This is a genomic window from Pelomonas candidula (assembly GCF_043555985.1).
In the GTDB taxonomy this organism is placed as follows: Bacteria; Pseudomonadota; Gammaproteobacteria; order Burkholderiales; family Burkholderiaceae_C; genus Pelomonas; species Pelomonas candidula.
In genome coordinates this window covers 123,945-143,021 of record NZ_JBIGIC010000007.1, presented here as the reverse complement: position 1 = coordinate 143,021, position 19,077 = coordinate 123,945, and the positions used below count along the sequence as shown (strand labels likewise).

12 protein-coding genes and 1 pseudogene are annotated in these 19,077 nt (G+C 68.6%); 10 read left to right on the top strand and 3 right to left on the bottom strand.

Annotation, left to right across the window (positions count from 1 at the left end; all coding sequences use genetic code 11):
• Positions 1-5 precede the first annotated feature (5 nt).
• From ACG04R_RS15465 to cobA, 4 genes and pseudogenes are all read left to right on the top strand, one after another.
• Positions 6-1,238, top strand: a pseudogene (locus tag ACG04R_RS15465) (NAD(P)/FAD-dependent oxidoreductase); the annotation flags it as partial.
• A 25-nt stretch (positions 1,239-1,263) separates the two neighbouring features.
• On the top strand, positions 1,264-2,046 hold the full coding sequence (locus tag ACG04R_RS15460) for a type IV pili methyl-accepting chemotaxis transducer N-terminal domain-containing protein (RefSeq protein ID WP_394412236.1): 783 nt from the start codon (positions 1,264-1,266) through the stop codon (positions 2,044-2,046).
• Between the two features lie 145 nt (positions 2,047-2,191).
• Positions 2,192-4,951: a nitrate reductase gene (locus tag ACG04R_RS15455; protein ID WP_394412233.1), complete on the top strand. Its 2,760-nt coding sequence runs from the start codon at positions 2,192-2,194 to the stop codon at positions 4,949-4,951.
• Positions 4,948-5,778 carry a uroporphyrinogen-III C-methyltransferase gene (cobA, locus tag ACG04R_RS15450; RefSeq protein ID WP_394412230.1) on the top strand — a complete coding sequence of 277 codons (831 nt, stop codon included), beginning with the start codon at positions 4,948-4,950 and terminating at the stop codon, positions 5,776-5,778. Before ACG04R_RS15455 ends, cobA begins: the two co-directional genes overlap by 4 nt.
• On the opposite strand, the gene ACG04R_RS15445 is transcribed toward cobA, so the two are convergent.
• On the bottom strand, positions 5,765-7,315 hold the full coding sequence (locus ACG04R_RS15445) for a methyl-accepting chemotaxis protein (RefSeq protein ID WP_394412227.1): 1,551 nt from the start codon (positions 7,313-7,315) through the stop codon (positions 5,765-5,767). The genes cobA and ACG04R_RS15445 overlap by 14 nt on opposite strands.
• A gap of 115 nt (positions 7,316-7,430) precedes the next feature.
• Here ACG04R_RS15445 and ACG04R_RS15440 point away from each other — a divergent pair, with 115 nt between their 5' ends.
• The 5 genes from ACG04R_RS15440 (at position 7,431) to ACG04R_RS15420 (ending at position 16,426) form a co-directional block, all read left to right on the top strand.
• A complete protein-coding gene (locus ACG04R_RS15440; protein ID WP_394412224.1) occupies positions 7,431-8,201 on the top strand; it encodes a type III pantothenate kinase in 771 nt (256 codons plus the stop codon).
• A 105-nt stretch (positions 8,202-8,306) separates the two neighbouring features.
• Entirely contained in the window at positions 8,307-11,822 is a 3,516-nt protein-coding gene (locus tag ACG04R_RS15435; RefSeq protein ID WP_394412221.1) for a hypothetical protein, read from the top strand.
• Positions 11,819-14,359: an ATP-binding protein gene (locus tag ACG04R_RS15430; protein ID WP_394412218.1), complete on the top strand. Its 2,541-nt coding sequence runs from the start codon at positions 11,819-11,821 to the stop codon at positions 14,357-14,359. The genes ACG04R_RS15435 and ACG04R_RS15430 overlap by 4 nt, the downstream gene beginning before the upstream one ends.
• Positions 14,359-15,693, top strand: coding sequence for a S8 family peptidase (locus tag ACG04R_RS15425; protein WP_394412216.1), 1,335 nt, complete (start codon positions 14,359-14,361; stop codon positions 15,691-15,693). Before ACG04R_RS15430 ends, ACG04R_RS15425 begins: the two co-directional genes overlap by 1 nt.
• A 109-nt stretch (positions 15,694-15,802) precedes the next feature.
• Positions 15,803-16,426 (top strand): helix-turn-helix domain-containing protein, encoded by a 624-nt coding sequence (locus tag ACG04R_RS15420; RefSeq protein ID WP_394412213.1) that lies wholly within the window; start codon positions 15,803-15,805, stop codon positions 16,424-16,426.
• A gap of 12 nt (positions 16,427-16,438) precedes the next feature.
• On the opposite strand, the gene hslU is transcribed toward ACG04R_RS15420, so the two are convergent.
• The gene (hslU, locus tag ACG04R_RS15415; protein ID WP_394412210.1) at positions 16,439-17,752 is read right to left on the bottom strand and encodes an ATP-dependent protease ATPase subunit HslU; all 1,314 of its coding nucleotides are present in this window, start codon (positions 17,750-17,752) and stop codon (positions 16,439-16,441) included.
• Between the two features lie 104 nt (positions 17,753-17,856).
• On the opposite strand from hslU, the gene ACG04R_RS15410 reads away from it, so the two are divergent.
• Positions 17,857-18,429, top strand: a complete 573-nt coding sequence (locus ACG04R_RS15410; RefSeq protein WP_394412207.1) for a hypothetical protein — start codon at positions 17,857-17,859, stop codon at positions 18,427-18,429.
• A gap of 26 nt (positions 18,430-18,455) precedes the next feature.
• Here ACG04R_RS15410 and hslV read toward each other — a convergent pair whose 3' ends face one another.
• Positions 18,456-19,034 (bottom strand): ATP-dependent protease subunit HslV, encoded by a 579-nt coding sequence (gene hslV, locus ACG04R_RS15405; RefSeq protein WP_394412204.1) that lies wholly within the window; start codon positions 19,032-19,034, stop codon positions 18,456-18,458.
• Positions 19,035-19,077 lie beyond the last annotated feature (43 nt).

Below are 19,077 nucleotides of genomic sequence, written 5' to 3'. Positions count from 1 at the left end.
TAGGCATGAAGAAGATGAAGCTCGTGATGGTGGGCAACGGCATGGCCGGCGTGCGCACGCTGGAGGAGCTGCTGAAGATCTCGCCGGATCTCTACGACATCACCGTCTTCGGCGCCGAGCCGCACCCCAACTACAACCGCATCCTGCTGTCGCCCGTGCTGGCCGGCGAGCAGACGCTGGACGAGATCATCCTGAACCCGCTCTCCTGGTACGAGGAGAACGGCATCACGCTGCACCTGGGCAAGACCGTCACCGAGATCGACCGTCAGCGTCGCCGCGTCATCGCCGCCGACGGCACGGTGGCCGAGTACGACCGCCTGCTGATCGCCACCGGCTCCAACCCCTTCGTGCTGCCGGTGCCGGGCAAGGACCTGGAAGGCGTCATCGCCTACCGCGACATCGCCGACACGAACACGATGATCGAGACGGCCACCAAGTACAAGCACGCCGTCGTCATCGGCGGCGGCCTGCTGGGGCTGGAGGCCGCCAACGGCCTGATGCTGCGCGGCATGCAGGTCACCGTCGTGCACCTCGTCGACACGCTGATGGAGCGCCAGCTCGACACGGTGGCTGGCGACCTGCTGCGCCAGTCCCTCGTCGAGCGCGGCCTGAACTTCATGCTCGGCGCGCAGACGCAAGCGCTGCTGGCCAGCGACAGCGGCCGGGTCCGTGCCATCAAGCTCAAGGTCGCCAGCGGCGACAGCATCGAGGTGCCGGCCGACCTCGTCGTCATGGCCGCCGGCGTGCGCCCCAACACGACGCTGGCCGAGCAGTCCGGCCTTCTGTGCAACCGCGGCATCGTCGTCACCGACACGATGCAGACGGTGACCGACCCGCGCATCTACGCCGTCGGCGAATGTGCCGCGCATCGCGGCGTCGCCTACGGTCTCGTCGCGCCGCTGTTCGAGCAGGGCAAGGTGCTGGCGACGCACCTCGCGCAGGTCGGCATCGGCCGCTACCTCGGCTCGCAGGTCAGCACCAAGCTCAAGGTGACCGGCATCGACCTGTTCTCGGCCGGCAACTTCAGCGGCGGCGCGGGCACCGAGGAGATCGTGCTCAGCGACCCCTTCACCGGCGTCTACAAGAAGCTGGTCATCCAGGACGACCAGCTCGTCGGCGCCTGCCTGTACGGCGACACCGCCGACGGTGGCTGGTACTTCAAGCTGCTGCGCGAGCGCCGCAACATCGCCGACATCCGCGACCGCCTGATGTTCGGCGAGGACTACGCCAACGAGACCGCCTGCGCCGCTGCCTGAGAACACCATGCACCTGAACCGCCGCACCACGCTGCTGGCCGGCCTGACCCTGATCGGCGCCCTCCCCCCAGCCCACGCGCGCATTGCGCAACTGGGCGATGCCATCGACAAGGCCGGCGCCCAGCGCATGCTGAGCCAGCGCATGGGCAAGGCCTGGCTGGGCCAGCTGCGCCCCGAGCTGGCCGAACGGGCCCGCGCCGTGCTGCAGTCCAGCGAAGCGCGTTTCGAGATCCAGCTCGCCGACCTGCTGGCCTACGCGCCGACGCCCGAGATCGCCGGCAGCTACAAGGCCATGCAGCACCGCTTCGGTGACTACCGCGCGCTGCTCAAGAGCACGCCCAGCCCCGACCGCGTCGATGACCTGATCAAGGCATCGGGCGAAATGCTCAGCCTGGCCCAGGTCGCCACGGGCCAGCTGCAGGAACGCTCCGGCGAGGCCGGCGCGATGCTCGTCAACATGTCGGGCCGCCAGCGCATGCTGTCGCAGCGCCTGGCGCTGTTCTTCCTGGCCGACCAGCAGGGCGCACGCCCCGACCTCGTGCGCCGCGAGACGGCCAAGGCCCGCGCCGAGTTCGAAGCCGCGATGCGCACGCTGACCGACGCGGCCGAGACGAACGACGCCATCCGCGCAAACCTGGAACTGGCGCAGAGCCAGTGGGTGTTCCTGCAGGCCGCGCTGTCGGGCCAGAGCCAGGGTTCCAAGGCCGCCGCCGAGGTGTTCGTGGCCAGCGAGAACCTGCTGGCCGTGATGGAAACCGTGACGGGCCAGTTCGCCCGCCAGCTGGGCTGACCCGGAAGCCCCGGCGAAGAAGAAACATGAACGAGACAAAGTCCACCTGCCGACACGCGCTGACGCGCGATCGGCATAGCCGTGACATGGCGCACGCCCCGCTCATCCCCTCGCCGGTCGAGGGGCTCTGTACTGGAGTGCGCGCATGAGCATGCAGGAAACCAAATCGACCTGTCCCTACTGCGGCGTCGGCTGCGGGGTCGTCATCGAGCATGACGGCACGCAGATCACCGGCGTGCGCGGCGACCCCGACCATCCGGCCAACTTCGGCCGCCTGTGCACCAAGGGCACCAACCTGCACCTGACGGCCACGCCCGTCGTCATCCAGCACCAGCGCCTGCGCGAACCCGCCAAGCGGGCCGCCCGCGGCGCGACGCCCGAGGTCATCAGCTGGGAGCAGGCCAACCGCGAGATCGCCGACAAGCTGCTGGCCATCCGCGCCGAACACGGCCCGGAGTCCATCGGCATCTACATCTCCGGCCAGCTGCTGACCGAGGATTACCACGCGTTCAACAAGCTGGCGCGCGCCGTCCTCGGCACGCCGCACATCGACTCCAACTCGCGGCTGTGCATGAGCTCGGCCGTCGTGGGCTACAAGCAGGCGCTGGGCGCCGACGCGCCGCCCTGCAGCTACGAGGACATCGAGCTGGCGGACTGCATCCTCGTCAGCGGCGCCAACCCGGCCTGGGCCCACCCCATCCTGTTCCGCCGCCTGGAAGCGGCGCGCAACGGCAAGCCCGGCCACAAGCTGATCGTCATCGACCCGCGCAAGACCGAGACCGCCGAGCTGGCCGACCTGCACCTGCAGATCCGCCCCGGCACCGACGTGGCGCTGTGCCACGGCCTTCTGCACGCCGTCATCTGGCAGGGTTGGACGGCAGACAAGTTCATCGCCCAGCACACCGAAGGCTTCGACGCGCTGAAGGAACTGGTGCGCGACTGGGCACCGTCGCGCGCCGCGCAGGTCTGCGGCGTCAGCGAGGCCGACATCTGGCAGGCCGCCGAGTGGTTCGCCACGTCGCCGTCCGCGCTCAGCCTGTACTGCCAGGGCCTCAACCAGAGCAGCAGCGGCACGGCCAAGAACACCGCACTGATCAACCTGCACCTGGCTACCGGCCAGATCGGCAAGCCGGGCGCCGGCCCGTTCTCGCTGACCGGTCAGCCCAACGCGATGGGCGGCCGTGAAAGCGGCGGCATGGCAACACTCTTGCCCGGCCACCGCGACCCGGCCAAGGCCGAGGACTGGGCCGAGATCGAGGCCCTGTGGGGCGTGCCCGGCCTGCCGGGCAAGCGCGGCCACACCGCCGTCGAGATGTTCGAGGCCGCCGCGCGCGGCGAGATCAAGGCGCTGTGGATCGCCTGCACGAACCCGGCGCAGTCCATGCCCGACCAGGCCACCGTGCGCCAGGCGCTGGAGCGCTGCGAGCTGGTCGTCCTGCAGGAGGCCTTCGCGCACACGGCCACGGCCAAGTACGCCGACTACCTGCTGCCCGCCGCCACCTGGGGCGAGAAGGAAGGCACCGTCACGAACAGCGAACGCCGCATCAGCCGCGTGCGCCCGGCCGTGCCGGCGGCCGGCGAGTCCCGCGCCGACTGGCGCATCGCCCGCGACATCGGCGCCCTCGTCGACGCCGGCCTGGGTCGCGCACCGCGCATCGCCGCCGACGGCGCCGAAGACCTCTGGCTGGAACATCGCGACGCCACGCGCGGCCGCGACCTCGACATCACCGGCCTGAGCTGGGCCACGCTGGACGCCGACGGCCCGCAGCAGTGGCCTTACGTCACCGGCTCGACCCCGCGCCTCTACACCGACGGCCGCTTCGCCACCGCCGACGGCCGCGCCCGCTTCATCACGCGGCCCTACCAGGCTACGGCCGAGACGACGAGTCCGCAGCGCCCGTTCGCGCTGACCACCGGCCGGATGCGCGACCAGTGGCATGGCATGAGCCGCAGCGGCAGCGTGCCCAAGCTGTTCGCGCACGAAGGCCGGCCGCTGGTTCGCATCAACCCCGGCGACGCTGCGGCAGCCAAGCTGGCCGAGGGCGAGCTGGTCCACGTGCGCTCCAGCCGCGGCGCGGTCGTGCTGCCCATCAAGCTCGACGAGAACATCGCACCGGCCGGCGCCGACATCGCGATGCACTGGGGCGACGAATTCATCGGCGCGCAGCTGGGAATCAACGCCGTCACGCACGGCGCTTTCTGCCCCGACTCCAAGCAGCCCGAGCTGAAGTTCAGCGCCGTCGCCATCGAGCCGGCCCGCCTGCCGTGGCGCCTCAGCGCCTGCGCCTGGGTCGCCCCCGCCGACGGCCCGCGCCTGCGCGAACAGCTGCGCGCACTGATGCCGCGCTTCGGCTACGCGCACTGCCTGCCCGAGCCCGCGAAGCCGGGCCATGGCGAGCAGGTCGGCTGGGCCTTCGAGGCCGCCTGCTCCGAGGTGCCGGCGCCCGAACTGATCGCGGAACTGACCGCCGTGCTGGGCCTGACCGGCGCCAACGTGCTGAGCTACGCCGATACCCGCCGCGGCCGCCTGCGCCTGCTTCGGCTCGACAGCGGTGAGCAACAAACCGCGCCGCTGCAGGCGCTGCTGCGCGTGGGCCAGTACGACGAAGGCGCGTGGCTGGTGGACCTGTGGCGCGAGCGCAGCGCCGCGGCGCCCGTGGGCCGCTGGCTGCTGTCGCCCGGCGCACCACCCACCAACCCCGGCGCCAGCGCCAGCCCGCAGGTCTGCAACTGCTTCGACGTGCGCGAGGACGTCATCCGCTTCACGCTGGCTCGCTGCAGCGGCAGCCCCGCCGAGCGCCTGGCCAAGCTGCAGGCCGAGAAGCGCTGCGGCACGCAATGCGGCTCCTGCCTGCCGACGCTGCGCCGCCTCGTCGCGACGACGCCCGAGGAGGTGCCGGCATGAACCACGTCAAGGGACGAGCGCCGGGCCACTCCCAAGCCGGCCCGCATCCCCTTGGGGGATCGGTCGATGTACCCAGCGGCCGAGGGGTTCCAGTCTCGCTGGTGGGCGCCGGCCCGGGTGACCCGGAACTGCTGACCGTCCGCGCCGTCAAGCGCATCGAAGCCGCCGACGTCGTGCTCGCCGACGACCTCGTCGACCCGCGCGTGCTGGCGCTCGTGAAGGGCCGGCTGCTGCGCGTCGGCAAGCGTGGCGGCTGCATCTCGACGGACCAGCACTTCATCCACGCGCTGATGATCCGCGAGGCCCGCGCCGGCCACCGCGTCGTGCGGCTCAAGGGCGGCGACCCCTTCGTCTTCGGCCGCGGCGGCGAGGAGGTCGACGCGCTGCGCGAGGCCGGCCTCGACGTCGAAGTGGTGAGCGGCCTGACCAGCGGCATCGCCGGCCCCGCAGCGGTCGGCATTCCCGTGACCGACCGCCGGGCATCGCCGGGCGTCATCCTCGTCACGGGCCACCCTGGCGAAGGCCGCGACGAACCGGACTGGGCCGCGCTGGCCCACACCGGCCTCACACTGGTCATCTATATGGGCGTGGCCCGGGCGACGCACATCAGCGCGCAGTTGCTGGCCGCCGGTCTGCGGCCCGACCTGCCCGCGGCCGTCGTCAGCGCCGCGCATACCGCCCGGCAACGCCATGCCGTGACGACGCTGGCCGCCCTGCCCGACTGCATCGCCCGCGAAGGGTTGAAGAGCCCCGCGCTGCTGGTGGTGGGCGAGGTGGCCGCTCGAGCGAGCGCCAGCGATATCGGCAAGCTCGTCAGCTCAGCTTGAAGCCGCTGACCAGGCCTGCCAGCCTCACGGCCTGCTCCTTCAACGACTGGGCTGCGGCGGCAGACTCCTCCACCAACGCGGCATTCTGCTGAGTCATCTGGTCCAGTTCGGTCACCGTGCCGCTGACCTGGGTGATGCCGCGGCTCTGCTCGGAAGCCGCCGCGCTGATCTCGCCGATGATGTCGGTCACGCGCTGCACTGAGCCGACGATGTCGGTCATCGTCGTGCCGGCATCGTTGACGAGCAGCGTGCCCGCCTCGACACGCTCCACGCTGGCGCCGATCAGCGCCTTGATCTCGCGCGCCGCCTCGGCGCTGCGCTGGGCCAGCAGGCGCACCTCACCGGCCACCACCGCGAAGCCTCGCCCCTGCTCGCCGGCCCGCGCCGCCTCCACCGCCGCGTTCAGCGCCAGGATGTTGGTCTGGAACGCGATGCCGTCGATGGTGCCGATGATGTCGGCGATCTTGCGGCTGGCATCGTTGATCTCGCCCATCGTGCTGACGACGCGCGACACGACTTCACCGCCACGACCGGCTGTCTCGGCGGCGGCACCGGCCAGCTGCTGAGCCGTCACGGCCGAATCGGCGCTCTGGCTGACCACGCCCGTCAACTGCGTCATCGAACTGGAGGCCTGCTGCAGGTTGGACGCGGTCTGCTCGGTGCGCTGACTCAGGTCCATGTTGCCGCTGGCCACTTCGGTAGACGCCACCTGGATGCTCTCCGCCGACTCGCGCACCTGGCCAACGATGCTGGCCAGCGACGCCTGCATCGCCGCCAGCGCCCGCATCATCTCGGCCGACTCGTCCGTGCCGCGCGCCTCGGGCGCCCGTGACAGGTCGCCGCCGGCCATGCGGTCCGCGAAACGCCGGGCCGCCTCCAGCGGGCGGATGATGGAACGCGAGATCTGCACCGCCAGCAAGCCGCCAACGACGACACAGACGGCGAACGCCACCAGGAACCCGACGAAGACGCCGCTGACCAGGCCGTCGACCCGCGCGAAGACCTCGTCGCCACGCTTCCTCAGGTCGTCCTCGATGTTGGTCAGCATGGCCAGCGCCGGCTCGTAGGCGGCGGCCGCGGCCTTCATGTCCTCGAAGGCGGCCTGGGCGTCGGGGTAGCCATCGGCCACCAACTTGTCGGCCACCGGCAGGACGGCCTTGCGGTACGCAGCGACCAGTTCACGGAACTTGGCCAGCGCGTCCCTGCCCTTCTGCTCCGTGGCCATCGCGCCGAAGTCGTCCATCGCCTTGTCCAGGCCGGTCTGGGCCGCTGCCCACTCCTGCTTGGCGCCGGTCATGCCGTCCTTGTTGAAGATGGCCGCCACCAGCGTCGCCGTGGCCGCGCGGCTCTGCAGCAGGTGGCTGCGCGCGGCGACGGTGATGTTGGACGTCGGGATGAGCTTCTGCGTGATGCCCTCGATGGCCTGCTGCGACACGCGCAACCCGAAACCACCCACCGCGACCAGCACGGCCGTCATGGCCAGGATGACGCCGAAGGCCAGCCACAGCCGTGCCTGGATGCGAAGACGACGCAGCATGGAATCCCTCCTGATCGGGCCTGCAGTGGCCGCTCCTGATTGAAGCAGAAACCCGCGGATCGGGAGGCAAAACCTGCTGGTAGGCTTCGCGCCATCGCCAACGCCCCGCTCCAGCATGAGCTTCCTGGCCATCGACATCGGCAACACCCGGCTCAAATGGGCCGTTTACCCGGAAGGCGCCGAGCCCGGCAGCCAGCCGCTGCAGCATGGCGCCGTCTTCCTCGAGAACATCGACCGCCTCGCCGACGAAGACTGGCAAAACCTGCCCCCGCCGACGCGCGTGCTGGGCAGCAACGTCGCCGGCGACGCGGTGCGTCGCCGCGTCGAGGAGCAGATGGAGCACTGGGACCTGACGCCCCGCTGGGTCGTGCCGTCGCCCGAAGCGGCGGGCATCCGCAACGGCTACGACCATCCCACGCGGCTGGGCGCCGACCGCTGGGTGGCCGTCATCGGCGCCCACGCCCATGCCCGGCAACGGGGTTTCGACGGCCCGGTGCTGGTGGTGATGATCGGCACGGCCGTGACGGTGGATGCGCTCTCCACCGACGGCCAGTTCCTCGGCGGCCTGATCCTTCCCGGCCACGGCATCATGCTGCGCGCGCTGGAAGGCGGCACCGCCGGCCTGCGCGTGCCGACCGGCGAGGTACGCGATTTCCCCACCAACACCAGCGACGCGCTGACCACCGGCGGCACCTTCGCCATCACCGGCGCCATCGAGCGCATGCACCGCCTGCTGCACCAGCGCGAGGGGCACGAGCCGCTGCTGCTGATGACCGGCGGCGCCGGGTGGAAGGTGGCGCCTGCGCTGGACGCGCCGCATGAACTCATCGAAGGGTTGATCTTTGATGGGTTGTTGGCGATGGCCTTTCCCACGGCACCTCCGTGACAACCCGTCCACAAGTTTGATGATGTAGCCCAGCCCCGCCCCGGCAATGCTGCGCCCCGCGCCACTTGAAAAACAAGCACACCGGGAGACTGCATGCCTCATCGTTTGAAGTGGCTGCTGGAACTACTTTCTGATGACTCGGCCGCAGCGCCCGTGATCCGCGGGCTGAACTTGGCGCTGCCACTGGCCGAGCCCGCCAAGTTGCCGCTGTTGCTGTGGGATATCGCTGCCGCGCAGCCCAAGATCCAGCGAGCGATCCGGGAGCTGTCATTCCTGCACTTCGCGCGCTTCGTGCCGTCCTGGGACGGCACCGCGCTGATGGTCATCACCGAGTTCGACGGACCGCTCGACGACTACGTGCTCGACTTCGCCATCGTCATCGGTGACGTGTTCGACCGGCTCCTGAGCTACGTCGCGTCGCCGCCACCGCTGCCGGTGTGCGACAACCACACCGCCTTCCTGACCTGGGTCAGGCAGTGGAACCGGCTGCCCTACGGCCCGCGCCGAAGCCCGCACCGGCCCTCCTTGCTGCCGAGCATCTTTGAGCCTCCCGTCTACAAGGCCTACCCCAACAAGACGGTGCTGGACATCTGCGTCGGCGCAGAGTTCCAACGGCCACGCCAGCCTGTCATCGACGGCCCGGCCGCCGTCATCGACTTCGCCGACGTGCAGGGCAACATCCTGAAGGGCTACCGGGCGGAGAGGTCCGTGCACCTGTTCCTTAGCGTAGACAAGCCTCAGAAGGCGCGGCGCTGGCTGGCCAAAGACTTCCCGTCCCCGACTTCCGCTTGGAAGGGCGTGATGAGTGCGAATTCGTGGGAAAAGGGAGAACAGATCGTCAAACCCGAGGTCGCGGCCAACATCGGTTTCACGGCCGGCGGACTGCGCAAGTTGATGCCATGGCGCGAGCAGGACCTGGCGACTTTCCCAGCGGCGTTCAAGCAGGGTGCCCGTACACGCGCCGAGGACAACGGCGACGTCAACCAGCCCCCGAAGGAGTGGCGCTTCGGTGGTCCGGACACGGACGTCGACATCGTGATTTCATTGTTCGGATTCGATACCGCCAATGCCGAACCTGCCACTCCATTCGACGAAGTTTGTGCGGCACTGCGCAAAGCCTGCGCGCTCCACGGCCTGCACATCGTCTGCGAGCAGGCCGGCGGGTCGCACAGCACCAAACTGTTCGGATTCACGGACGCGATCTCGCAGCCACGCGTTGCCGGCACGGACGATGCCGGCAAGCCGGGCGAAGTGCTTCCGGCCGCCAGCCCGGGCGAGTTCCTGCTCGGCAAGCGCTATCTGAACGTCTACGGCGGCACATCGCTGCGCGACATGCCCAAGGACCTCGCACGCAATGGCAGCTTTGGTGTCATGCGGCTGTACGAACTGCATGAGGACGCCCTCAGGGAAGCAGAAGCTTCCAAAGCTGCGGCTGAGGCGAACATAGGGCCTGACATGGTCAGGGCACGCCTGATGGGGCGCTGGCAGAACGGCGATCCGCTATCGCTTGGCATACACCCACCCGAACCTCCGGCGGCGCTCAATGACTTCGACTACGCGCCGAGCTGGGAATACCCGCAGGTGCAAGACGACAACCGAGGCGCAACCTGCCCGCTGGGCGCACACATCCGCCGCGTGAACCCGCGCTCGGCGCACGTCCCGGGGCTGCGCCATTCACGCCGGCTGATTCGTCGTGGAGTGCCGACAACGTTGAAAGACGCGAGCAATGCAACGTCACGCCAGGGCCTGCTAGGCCTGTTCTTCTGTGCCGACATCGAGCGCCAGTTCGAATTCATCCAGCGGCATTGGATTCAGGACTCGGCCGCCAACTCGCAGCGCGGCACGCAGGACCCGATCGCCGGCATCCGTCGCAGTGATCAGACGACGCCTTTCGAGCTGATGCCGGCCGGGCATGGACGAGCTGCCGTCAACATCGACGTGAAGCCGCTGGTGACTCTGCATGGCTCGCTGTACCTGTTCTACCCCGGCCTGGGCATGCTGAAGCACCTTCGCAAGCCGCGCGATCCAGACACGCAAGCCAACGACTGCAAGCACCCCGTGGGGCGTCTGCAGGCCCTGCCGGCGCGCGCGCTTCCGCCGCTGCAGAAGTGGCTGCAACGCAGTGGAGAGCGTGTGCTGTACCGCGCGCTGCAGCGCGGCGCGGATGTCGTTCTCAACGAGAACCGCCTGCTGCGCTGGCGCGACAAACTCGAGGAGTGGATTCCGCAACTGCTGCCGACAGTCTTTGCTGGTCCACCCAGGCAGCAGGCGGAACAGGCGGCCAAGCTGCCGGTATCTCCCACGTCCGCGGCGTTCCTGGCGGAGCCCTACGCGTCAGGATTCAAGCCCCTGCTGGCCAAAGGTGACGTCGTCACCTGGGTGCCCGAGCACCACGCATTCTGGGTCTTCGGGCAGGCAGCCGGTGCAGCGGTGATGGCCACGCATGACGAGTTCCATCAGGCGCCATCGACCGCTCGACTGCGCGGCATCCTGCGTCAGGACGGGCACCGTCACACGGAAGTGCGCCAGGCGGTGGTGCAGGCTTTCACCATCGCCACCCAGCATGTCGACGGCACCATCGAACAGGTGCTCGAAGACGTGTTGCCGCGGTTGCACGACCTGCCTCAGTTCGACTTCGTCCGCGAGTTCGCGCAGCCGGTCCCGCGCCGCGTGTTCTGGCGCTTTTATGGCCTGCCGGCTGACGCCGTCGACGAGGCCGACCGGCTGGCGCAGACGATGATGCGTTTGTACAAGCTGCCTGAGCCCGACCGTGCCGCCAGCCGCAACGGCTTCACCGACTGCATGTTGCGGCTGTCCTACTGCATCGCCGGCGCGCTGGTGCGCGCCTGGGTCGACGACCTGAAGCCGGGCGATGGCAGTGGCGCCTTCGATGGGACCCTCATCGGCGAGATTGCCCGGCGCACGCAAATCGATTTCAGCGAACTGCCGCTGGACCTGCCGGTGCCGCCACAACTGTTCCGGCTGCGTCTTCCGGCCCGGCAACGCCCCCTGGCGGCCCTGGAGTCGCTGGCGATCCTCATGCAGGTGGTGTTGGCGGGCTACATGTCCACGCAATTCCTGGCAGCCTCGACGATGCTGAACTTGCTGCGCCCCGACCCGCGCGCCGGTCGCGAGAAACCGTGGGTGACGCTGCACGAGAATTTGACGCTGCTCGACGGCGCTCTGCACGAGGCGCTGCGCTTCGACCCGCCCATGTCGGTCGTCGAGCGCTACATCGCACGCAACTGGACGGATGAAGAGATCGACGCCCTTGAGGGCCAGCCGTTGTACGACGTGCTGAACGCTGTCCGGAAGAGCGGTATCGAACCGGAAAAGATGAAGGACTGCCCGGTGCATGTCGTCGTCGCCTCGGCCAATCGCGATGGCAACGGGCTCGACGAATTCCGGCTCGACCGCGGCCCGGCCGCCAGCCTGTCACTCGGTCATGGCGTGCACGAATGCATCGGCAGGGTGCTGCAGCAGAAGATCACGCGGCTGAGCTTCGATAAGCTGCTGCGGGAGTTCAAGCATCTTCGGTTGTGCGCTCCGAACGCGGTTCCGGCCTGGGGCGACAACTTCTATTTCCGCAGCCTGCTGACGCTGCCCGTGGCCAAGAAATGACGGCGCTGCGCACCGAGGCCGGCGCAACGATGCGCTTCAAGCGCTTCGAGATCCGGCCGTTGGAACGGCAGGTGTGGGTGGGCGATTCGGCCGTACCGCTCGGCGGCCGCGCCTACGACCTGCTGATGCTGTTGCAACTGCACAGCGAGCGCGTGGTGCCGAAGGAAGAGATCCTCGATCGCGTCTGGCCCGGACTTGTCGTCGAGGAGAACAACCTCAGCGTGCAGATCTCCACGCTGCGCCGGCTGCTCGGCAGCGACGTGATCGCCACCGTCACCGGACGAGGCTATCAGTTCACCGCACCGCGCCTGCTCGACGCCGACGCGCCGCCGCTGCGCGTGCTGCCTGGCAACCTGCCTTTGCGACAGCCCCCCCTGCTGGGGCGCGAGGCAGAGCTGGCCGAGCTGCTTGACGCCCACGACGCCGCACCTTGCGTGACCATCTGCGGACTGGCCGGCATCGGCAAGACGGCCCTGGCCGACGCCGCAGCGCAGCAGCTTGCGGCTGGCGGGCGCTATCCGCAAGGCACGTGGCGCGTGGACCTGACCGACGTCAGCCACCCTGCGCTGCTGCCTATCACCCTGTGTGAAGTGCTGGGCGTGCAAGTCGAGGCTGGCGGCGATGCCGCGGCCGCATGCCTGGCCGCACTGCAGCATCGTGCATTGCTGCTGGTGCTGGACAACTGCGAGCATGTCGTCGACGCCGTGGCAGACATCGTCGGCTCACTGCTGGCAAACGCGCCGCACGTGCATGTGCTCGCCACCAGCCAGGAACCGCTACGGCTGGCCGGCGAGCGCGTCATGCGGCTGAACCCGCTTGCCGTGCCACTGTCGGCCGATGCGCAGGACGCGAAGGAATATGGTGCCGTCTTACTGCTCCTGCAGCGAGTGCGCAGCGCGATGGGCGGCACCTACGATCCCAGCCAGCAAGAATTGGTTGACCTGGTTGAGATCTGCCGCCAGCTCGACGGCATTCCGCTCGCGCTGGAGTTTGCCGCCAGCCGTGTGCCGCTTCTCGGCCCGGCCGGCGTACGCAGCCGCCTCAACGACCGGCTGCGGTTGCTGGCCGGCGGTCTGCGCAGTGCGCCGCTGCGCCACCGCAGCCTGCAGGCCGCGCTGGAGTGGAGCCACCAGCTACTGAGCCCGGCAACTCAGGAAGTGCTGCACCAGCTGTCCATTTTCCCAAGCGGCTTCAGCCTGGAGGCCGCGCGGGAGTTGCTGGGTGCGAACGCCGAGTCGGACCTGATCGAGCACCTGAACGTGCTGGTGGATCGCTCGCTGATCGTTCCGGTGATCAGCCAGCGGCCGCGCTACCGCATGCTGGACACGACACGGGCATTCGCCATGGAATGCCTCAGGCAGCGCCAGCCCGATTTCAACCCTGGCGCCCAGCTGGCGCGCGTGATGTCGCGCATCTGCGTGCTGGGCGCGCAGATGCGCGACATCGTCGCCATGCTGCAGGAGATGCCCAACGTCCGTGCAGCACTCGCGTGGGCACTGACCGAGCCGACCGCGGCGCACGCCGCCGTCACGATGGTCACCTACACAGCGGTCGTGCTGAGCCCGACGGGCTCCATCGGGGAGGCGCTGGACAACCTGCTTCGCGTCCAGCCGCTGGTATCGGAGCAGCTTCCCATGACGCTGAGCGCGCGCTATTGGCACTGGCTGGGTCGCCTGGGGGTGGAGGGCCGCGTGCCTGCACCGCTGTGCGTCCAGGCACTGGAGCGCGCCGACGGCATGTTCCAGGTGCTGGGCGATGCCCGCAACCGACACGGTTGCCAGCGCCACCTGGCCGAGGCGCACTTGCGCACTGGCCGGTTGGACCTGGTCGAGCAGCACTTGCACTGCGCACGCGCGCTGGAGGCAGACAACCCGCGCCCGGCCGACCGCGTGCGCCGGCTGAGAGTGGAAGGCCTGCTCGCCGACGCGAAGGGCGACCACGCCACGGCATTGCGGCATGCACAGACCGCGCTGGCGCTGGCCGAAGCCCATGGCATCGACCGTTCACGGCTGCTGTTGCTGGGCGACATGGCCTGGACGCACCTGCAGATCGGCCACGCCGATGCGGCAGCGGCAGAGTTCCAGGACTTGTTGACCCACTTCGGCAACCAACCAGGCCACGGTCAGGCCCGCGCCCGTGCGATGGAGGGCCTGACCGCCGCACTCGTGGCCGCGGGGCGGATCGACGACGCTCGCCGCAGCGCGCTGCGAACGGCTCGCGAACTGCAGCTCGACAACCTGCTTCGCGGTCGCTGTGACATCTTTGCCTGGCTGGCCGCGGCCTGCGGTGCAGACACCGCGGCGGCCCAACTGCTGGGCGCCAGTGAAGACTTTGCGAGCCGCACCAACACCGAACGCGATCCCGTCGCCAAGCTGGCACGGCGCTGCGCCGAGCAACTCATCGATGCGACGCTGAACGACGAGGAGCGCACCTATTGGCAGACACAGGGCTCCGCCGCCAATGCTGCCGAACTGATGCATCTGTTGCAGCGAACCTTCGCACCTGCCAGTGCCAACTTCACACAGGAGCCGCATTGATGAGACCGCTCGTCTTCAGCCTGTCCCACAAGGTGGGTGCAAAGCGTGCTGCCGAGGTGGCCGACAGCGCCGATGCCCGGCTGGCCAGCCTGTTGCCGCGGCTGATCAACCCACTGAAAGTGCTTGATGACCAGCATGTCGAGATGTCCGCTGCACTGTTCGGGGCGCTGCGCCTGACCCTCGGCGCTGACGGCACAGCGCGTGAACTGAAAAAACTCGGCCTCGTGGATGCGCGACCGCTCGCCTGGTCGCTCTTGCTGCGCCGTGATCGCCACATCGAGCGTGACGAGGCCGCCTCCGCTCGGACCGACAACGCAACCGACGTCATGGACGACAACAACTGGCATCTGAAGCTGTGCAGGGTGCCGGAGTTGGAGCCGAAGGACGATCCGCGCAAACACGACTGGGGGACTGTACGGGTGGGCCAGATCGACACCGGCATCACGTCGCATCCGGCGCTGGGTTACCCCGCGCACAGCTGGGTCGACGAACGCGCTGCGCGAAGCTTCGACGGCTACGACGGCCTGCCGGGGCGCGATGGCATGCGCGGGCTCAATGCCGGGCACGGCACAGCCAGCGCCAGCCTGTGCGCCGGCTACGATCCTTCCGCAAAACCGCCCTACAACGGCGTGGCGCCGTGCGTGCCGCTGGTGCCGGTGCGCCTCGGGCACAGCGTCGTACTGGACCATCACACGCACAATTTCGAAGCCGCCGTGCACTACCTCGTCGACGAGGCCAAGGTCCCGCTGATCACCGTCAGCATGGGCACCTTCCTCGTCAACACGGCGCCCGAACCGATGTGGCGCGCCCTCAATCACTGCTACGAACGCGGTGTGATCCTCGTCGCGGCAGCCGGCAACTTGCCGGTGCCGGGATGGCCGGCGTATCCCGCCGCCCTGCCCAGAGCCATCGCCGTAGCCGGCGTCAACCGCCGGGGCCGCGCCTGGGTGCTGAGTTCCAGCGGCGCCTATGTGGACATCAGCGCGCCGGCCGCAAGCGTGCGCCGTGCCGTGGCGATCAATGAATCGCAGTTCATCTACAGCCTGCATGCCGGCGGCACCAGTTGCGCCACCGCCATGGTGGCCGGAGCCGCAGCGTGCTGGCTGCGCCACCATGACGGCGCGCTGGCACCGTACGTCGGCCATTGGCGCATAGTGGAGGCGTTCCGGCTGGCACTGACGAAATCCGCGACACGCGATGCCAGGCCACCTACCGCCATCGGCGCACCTGAAGCCGGCTGGGTGCCTGAGTCCGGCTACGGCGCCGGAATCCTGAATGTCGAGGCACTGCTGGCCTACCCGCTGCCGCCGCCCACGGCGTTGACGCGCCGCTGACATCTCAGTGTTTAGGACCTTTTCAGGCTGTTAAAGGACGCCGCATTCGGCGCTGCGGAAACTGCTTCCTGTCGGCCAAAGAGGCCGCGGAAGGATTGTCATGGACGCAGTGGCTTGGGACATCGCCCACGAAAAGTTGCCGCCGCTGAACACTCAGTTCAGCCACGGCCTGATCGTTGACCTGCTGCCGCAGGCGGTGTTGCTGGTACAGGATGACGGCCGGGTGATGGCCAGCAATCCGACGGCCCGGCGCTGGATCGGCGACGGCTCCGTCCGGGTGGCCGAAGGCCGGCTCACTGCAGTAGGCCAGCTGAACGAGCAGCAGCTGTGCCAATTGCTACGTCAAGCCGCCGCCGGCAGCGCGCTGGACTGCGCCGTATGGTTTTCGCAATCGCTGTGCACGGGGCTGATGCACCTCTCGAGACCGCCACTCGATGCATACGCCACACAGCCGCCCGGCGCGGTGCTGCTGGTCGTGCAGACCGACCAGCCGGCGCTGATGCAATCCGCCCGCATCGACGCATTGACGCAGAAGTGCCGGCTGAGCCCTGCCGAGCGGCATGTGCTGATGCTGCTGGCAGACGGTATGCGGGCCGAAGAAGCCGCGCGTCATCTGAGCCTGCAGTTGTCCACCGTGCGCAGCCATGTACGCAATCTGCTCGGCAAGACCCACGCTCCATCGCTGATGCAGTTGCTGCGCTGGACCGGCAGCGCGGCCACGCTGCCGCACTGACACAGCGCCCCGTCAGAGGATGAACCGGCTCAAGTCCTCGTTCGCAGCCAGCGCCGCGAGCTTGGCGTCCACCGCTGCCGCGTCCAGCGACACCGTCTGCCCCGAGCGGTTGGGTGCGTCGAAGCTGATCTCGTCCAGCAGCCGCTCCATCACCGTCGCCAGGCGCCGCGCGCCGATGTTCTCGGTGCGCTCGTTGACCTCGAAGGCGATCTGGGCGAGGCGGCGGATCGCGTCATCCTGCAGGTCCAGCACGACGCCCTCGGTCGCCAGCAACGCCTGGTACTGCTTGACCAGGCTGGCGTGCGTGCTCTTCAGGATGGCCTCGAAGTCGGCCACCGACAGCGAGTCCAGCTCCACGCGGATGGGCAACCGGCCCTGCAGCTCGGGGATGAGGTCGCTGGGCTTGGCGAGGTGGAAGGCGCCGCTGGCGATGAAGAGGATGTGATCGGTCTTCACGAGGCCGTACTTGGTCGACACCGTCGTGCCTTCGACCAGCGGCAGCAGGTCGCGCTGCACACCCTGGCGCGACACCTCGGCACCGCTGCTCTCCTGGCGCGACGCGACCTTGTCGATCTCGTCGATGAAGACGATGCCCATCTCCTGCGCGTTGACGAGCGCCGTCGCGCGGATCTCTTCCTCATTGACGAGCTTGGCGGCCTCTTCGTCGACCAGCAGCTTCATCGCCTCGCCGATCTTGAGCTTGCGCGTCTTCTTCTGGTTGCCGCCGAACTGGCCGAACATGCCCTTCAACTGCTCGGCCATGTCCTCCATGCCGGGCTGATTGCCGAACGGCGTAAGCACCTCCAGGCTGGGTTTGGGCGCCAGCAGGTCGAGCTCGATGTCCTTGTCGTTCAGCTGACCCTCGCGCAACTTCTTGCGAAAGCTCTGGCGCGTCGCGTTGTCCGCGTCGGAGCCGGGCAACAGCACATCGAGAATGCGCTCCTCGGCGGCATCCTCGGCGCGCGTCTGGCAGCGGCGCATGGCGATCTCGCGCTCCTGCTTGACGGCCACTTCGACGAGGTCACGGATGATGGAGTCGACGTCCTTGCCGACGTAGCCCACCTCAGTGAACTTGGTCGCCTCGACCTTGATGAAGGGCGCGCCGGCCAGCCTGGCCAGGCGGCGGGCGATCTCGGTCTTGCCGACGCCGGTGGGGCCGATCATCAGGATGTTCTTGGGCGTGATCTCGGCACGCAGCTTCTCGTCCACCTGCTGGCGGCGCCAGCGGTTGCGCATCGCGATCGCGACGGCACGCTTGGCGGCGTGCTGGCCGACGATGTGGCGGTCCAGCTCGGAGACGATTTCCTGGGGCGTCATGCTGCTCATGATGTTGGTTAGATTTGGGGTGCCGCGCCCTCAGGGGCGCTCGTCGCATGGACATGCTGAACGAGGCTGAGGCGGGCAAAACAAAACACAGGGGGTATTCGACGATGAAAGCGAGCCGCACCGCTCAGAGCGTGGTCGTGCTGAGCTGCACCGCACTGCTGCTAGGTGGTTGCGCGACGACGGCCGGCAAGGTCAAGTTGCAGAGTGTGCGCGTCAGCGTGGTGAACGAGCGTGGCGCGGATCTGGGTGCGGCACGCTGCCAGCTGCGCAACGCCAGCGGTGAATGGCAACTGGCGGCGCCGGGCTTGGCAACCGTCAGCGTCGATGCCGAGCCGCTGCGCATCCGGTGCACCAGCGAGGACGGCAGCCAATCGGGTGAAGCCCGCCTCGAACGCCGCAACACGACGGGCCGCAACATGCTGATTGGCGCAGGCGCCGGCCTGCTCGTCGGCGGCGCCATCGGCGAGAGCCAGCGCAGGAAGGACAGCCACAGCAAGAACATCGGCGACCAGATCTTCGCGCCCCTCGGGCTGATCGCCGGCCTGCTGTTCGGCAGCCTGATCGGGAGCGGGGCTGGCGCGGCCAGCGGTGACGACGGGTATGCCGACGCCGTGCGTGTCACGCTGAAGCCGCTGCCCAAGCCCACCTCCAGCTCCGCATCCAGTCCCACGACCTGACTCCGTGGCCCGTGCTGCCGGGGTTCTCAGCCGCCCGTCGGCTCAAGGGTCTCGAGCGTGTGGTTCTGGTTCGTGTAGATGCAGATCTCGCCAGCGATCTCCAGAGACTTCTTGACGACCTCCGCAGCACCCAGCTCGGTGTTCGCCAGCAGTGCCTTGGCCGCGGCCTGTGCGTAGGCGCCGCCGGAGCCGATGGCCACGATGCCCTGCTCAGGCTCCAGCACGTCGCCGTTGCCGGTGATGATGAGCGAGGCCGTGCGGTCAGCCACGGCCAGCATGGCTTCCAGGCGCCGAAGCACGCGGTCCGTGCGCCAGTCCCGCGTCAACTCGACGGCGGCACGCACCAGGTGACCCTGGTGCTTCTCCAACTTGGCCTCGAAGCGCTCGAACAGCGTGAAGGCATCGGCCGTGGCGCCGGCAAAGCCCGCGAGCACCTGGTCCCGGTAGAGCTTGCGCACCTTGCGCGCGCTGGCCTTGACGACGGTGTTGCCCAGGGTGACCTGGCCGTCGCCGCCGATGGCGACCTGCCAGCCGGCGGGCGTCTGACGGCGCACCGAGATGATGGTGGTGCCGTGATAGATGGCGGAAGAGGAATCAGAAGACATAGCCGTTCCAGTTGAGGTCCGGCCCGAGTTTCGCAAGGCCGGA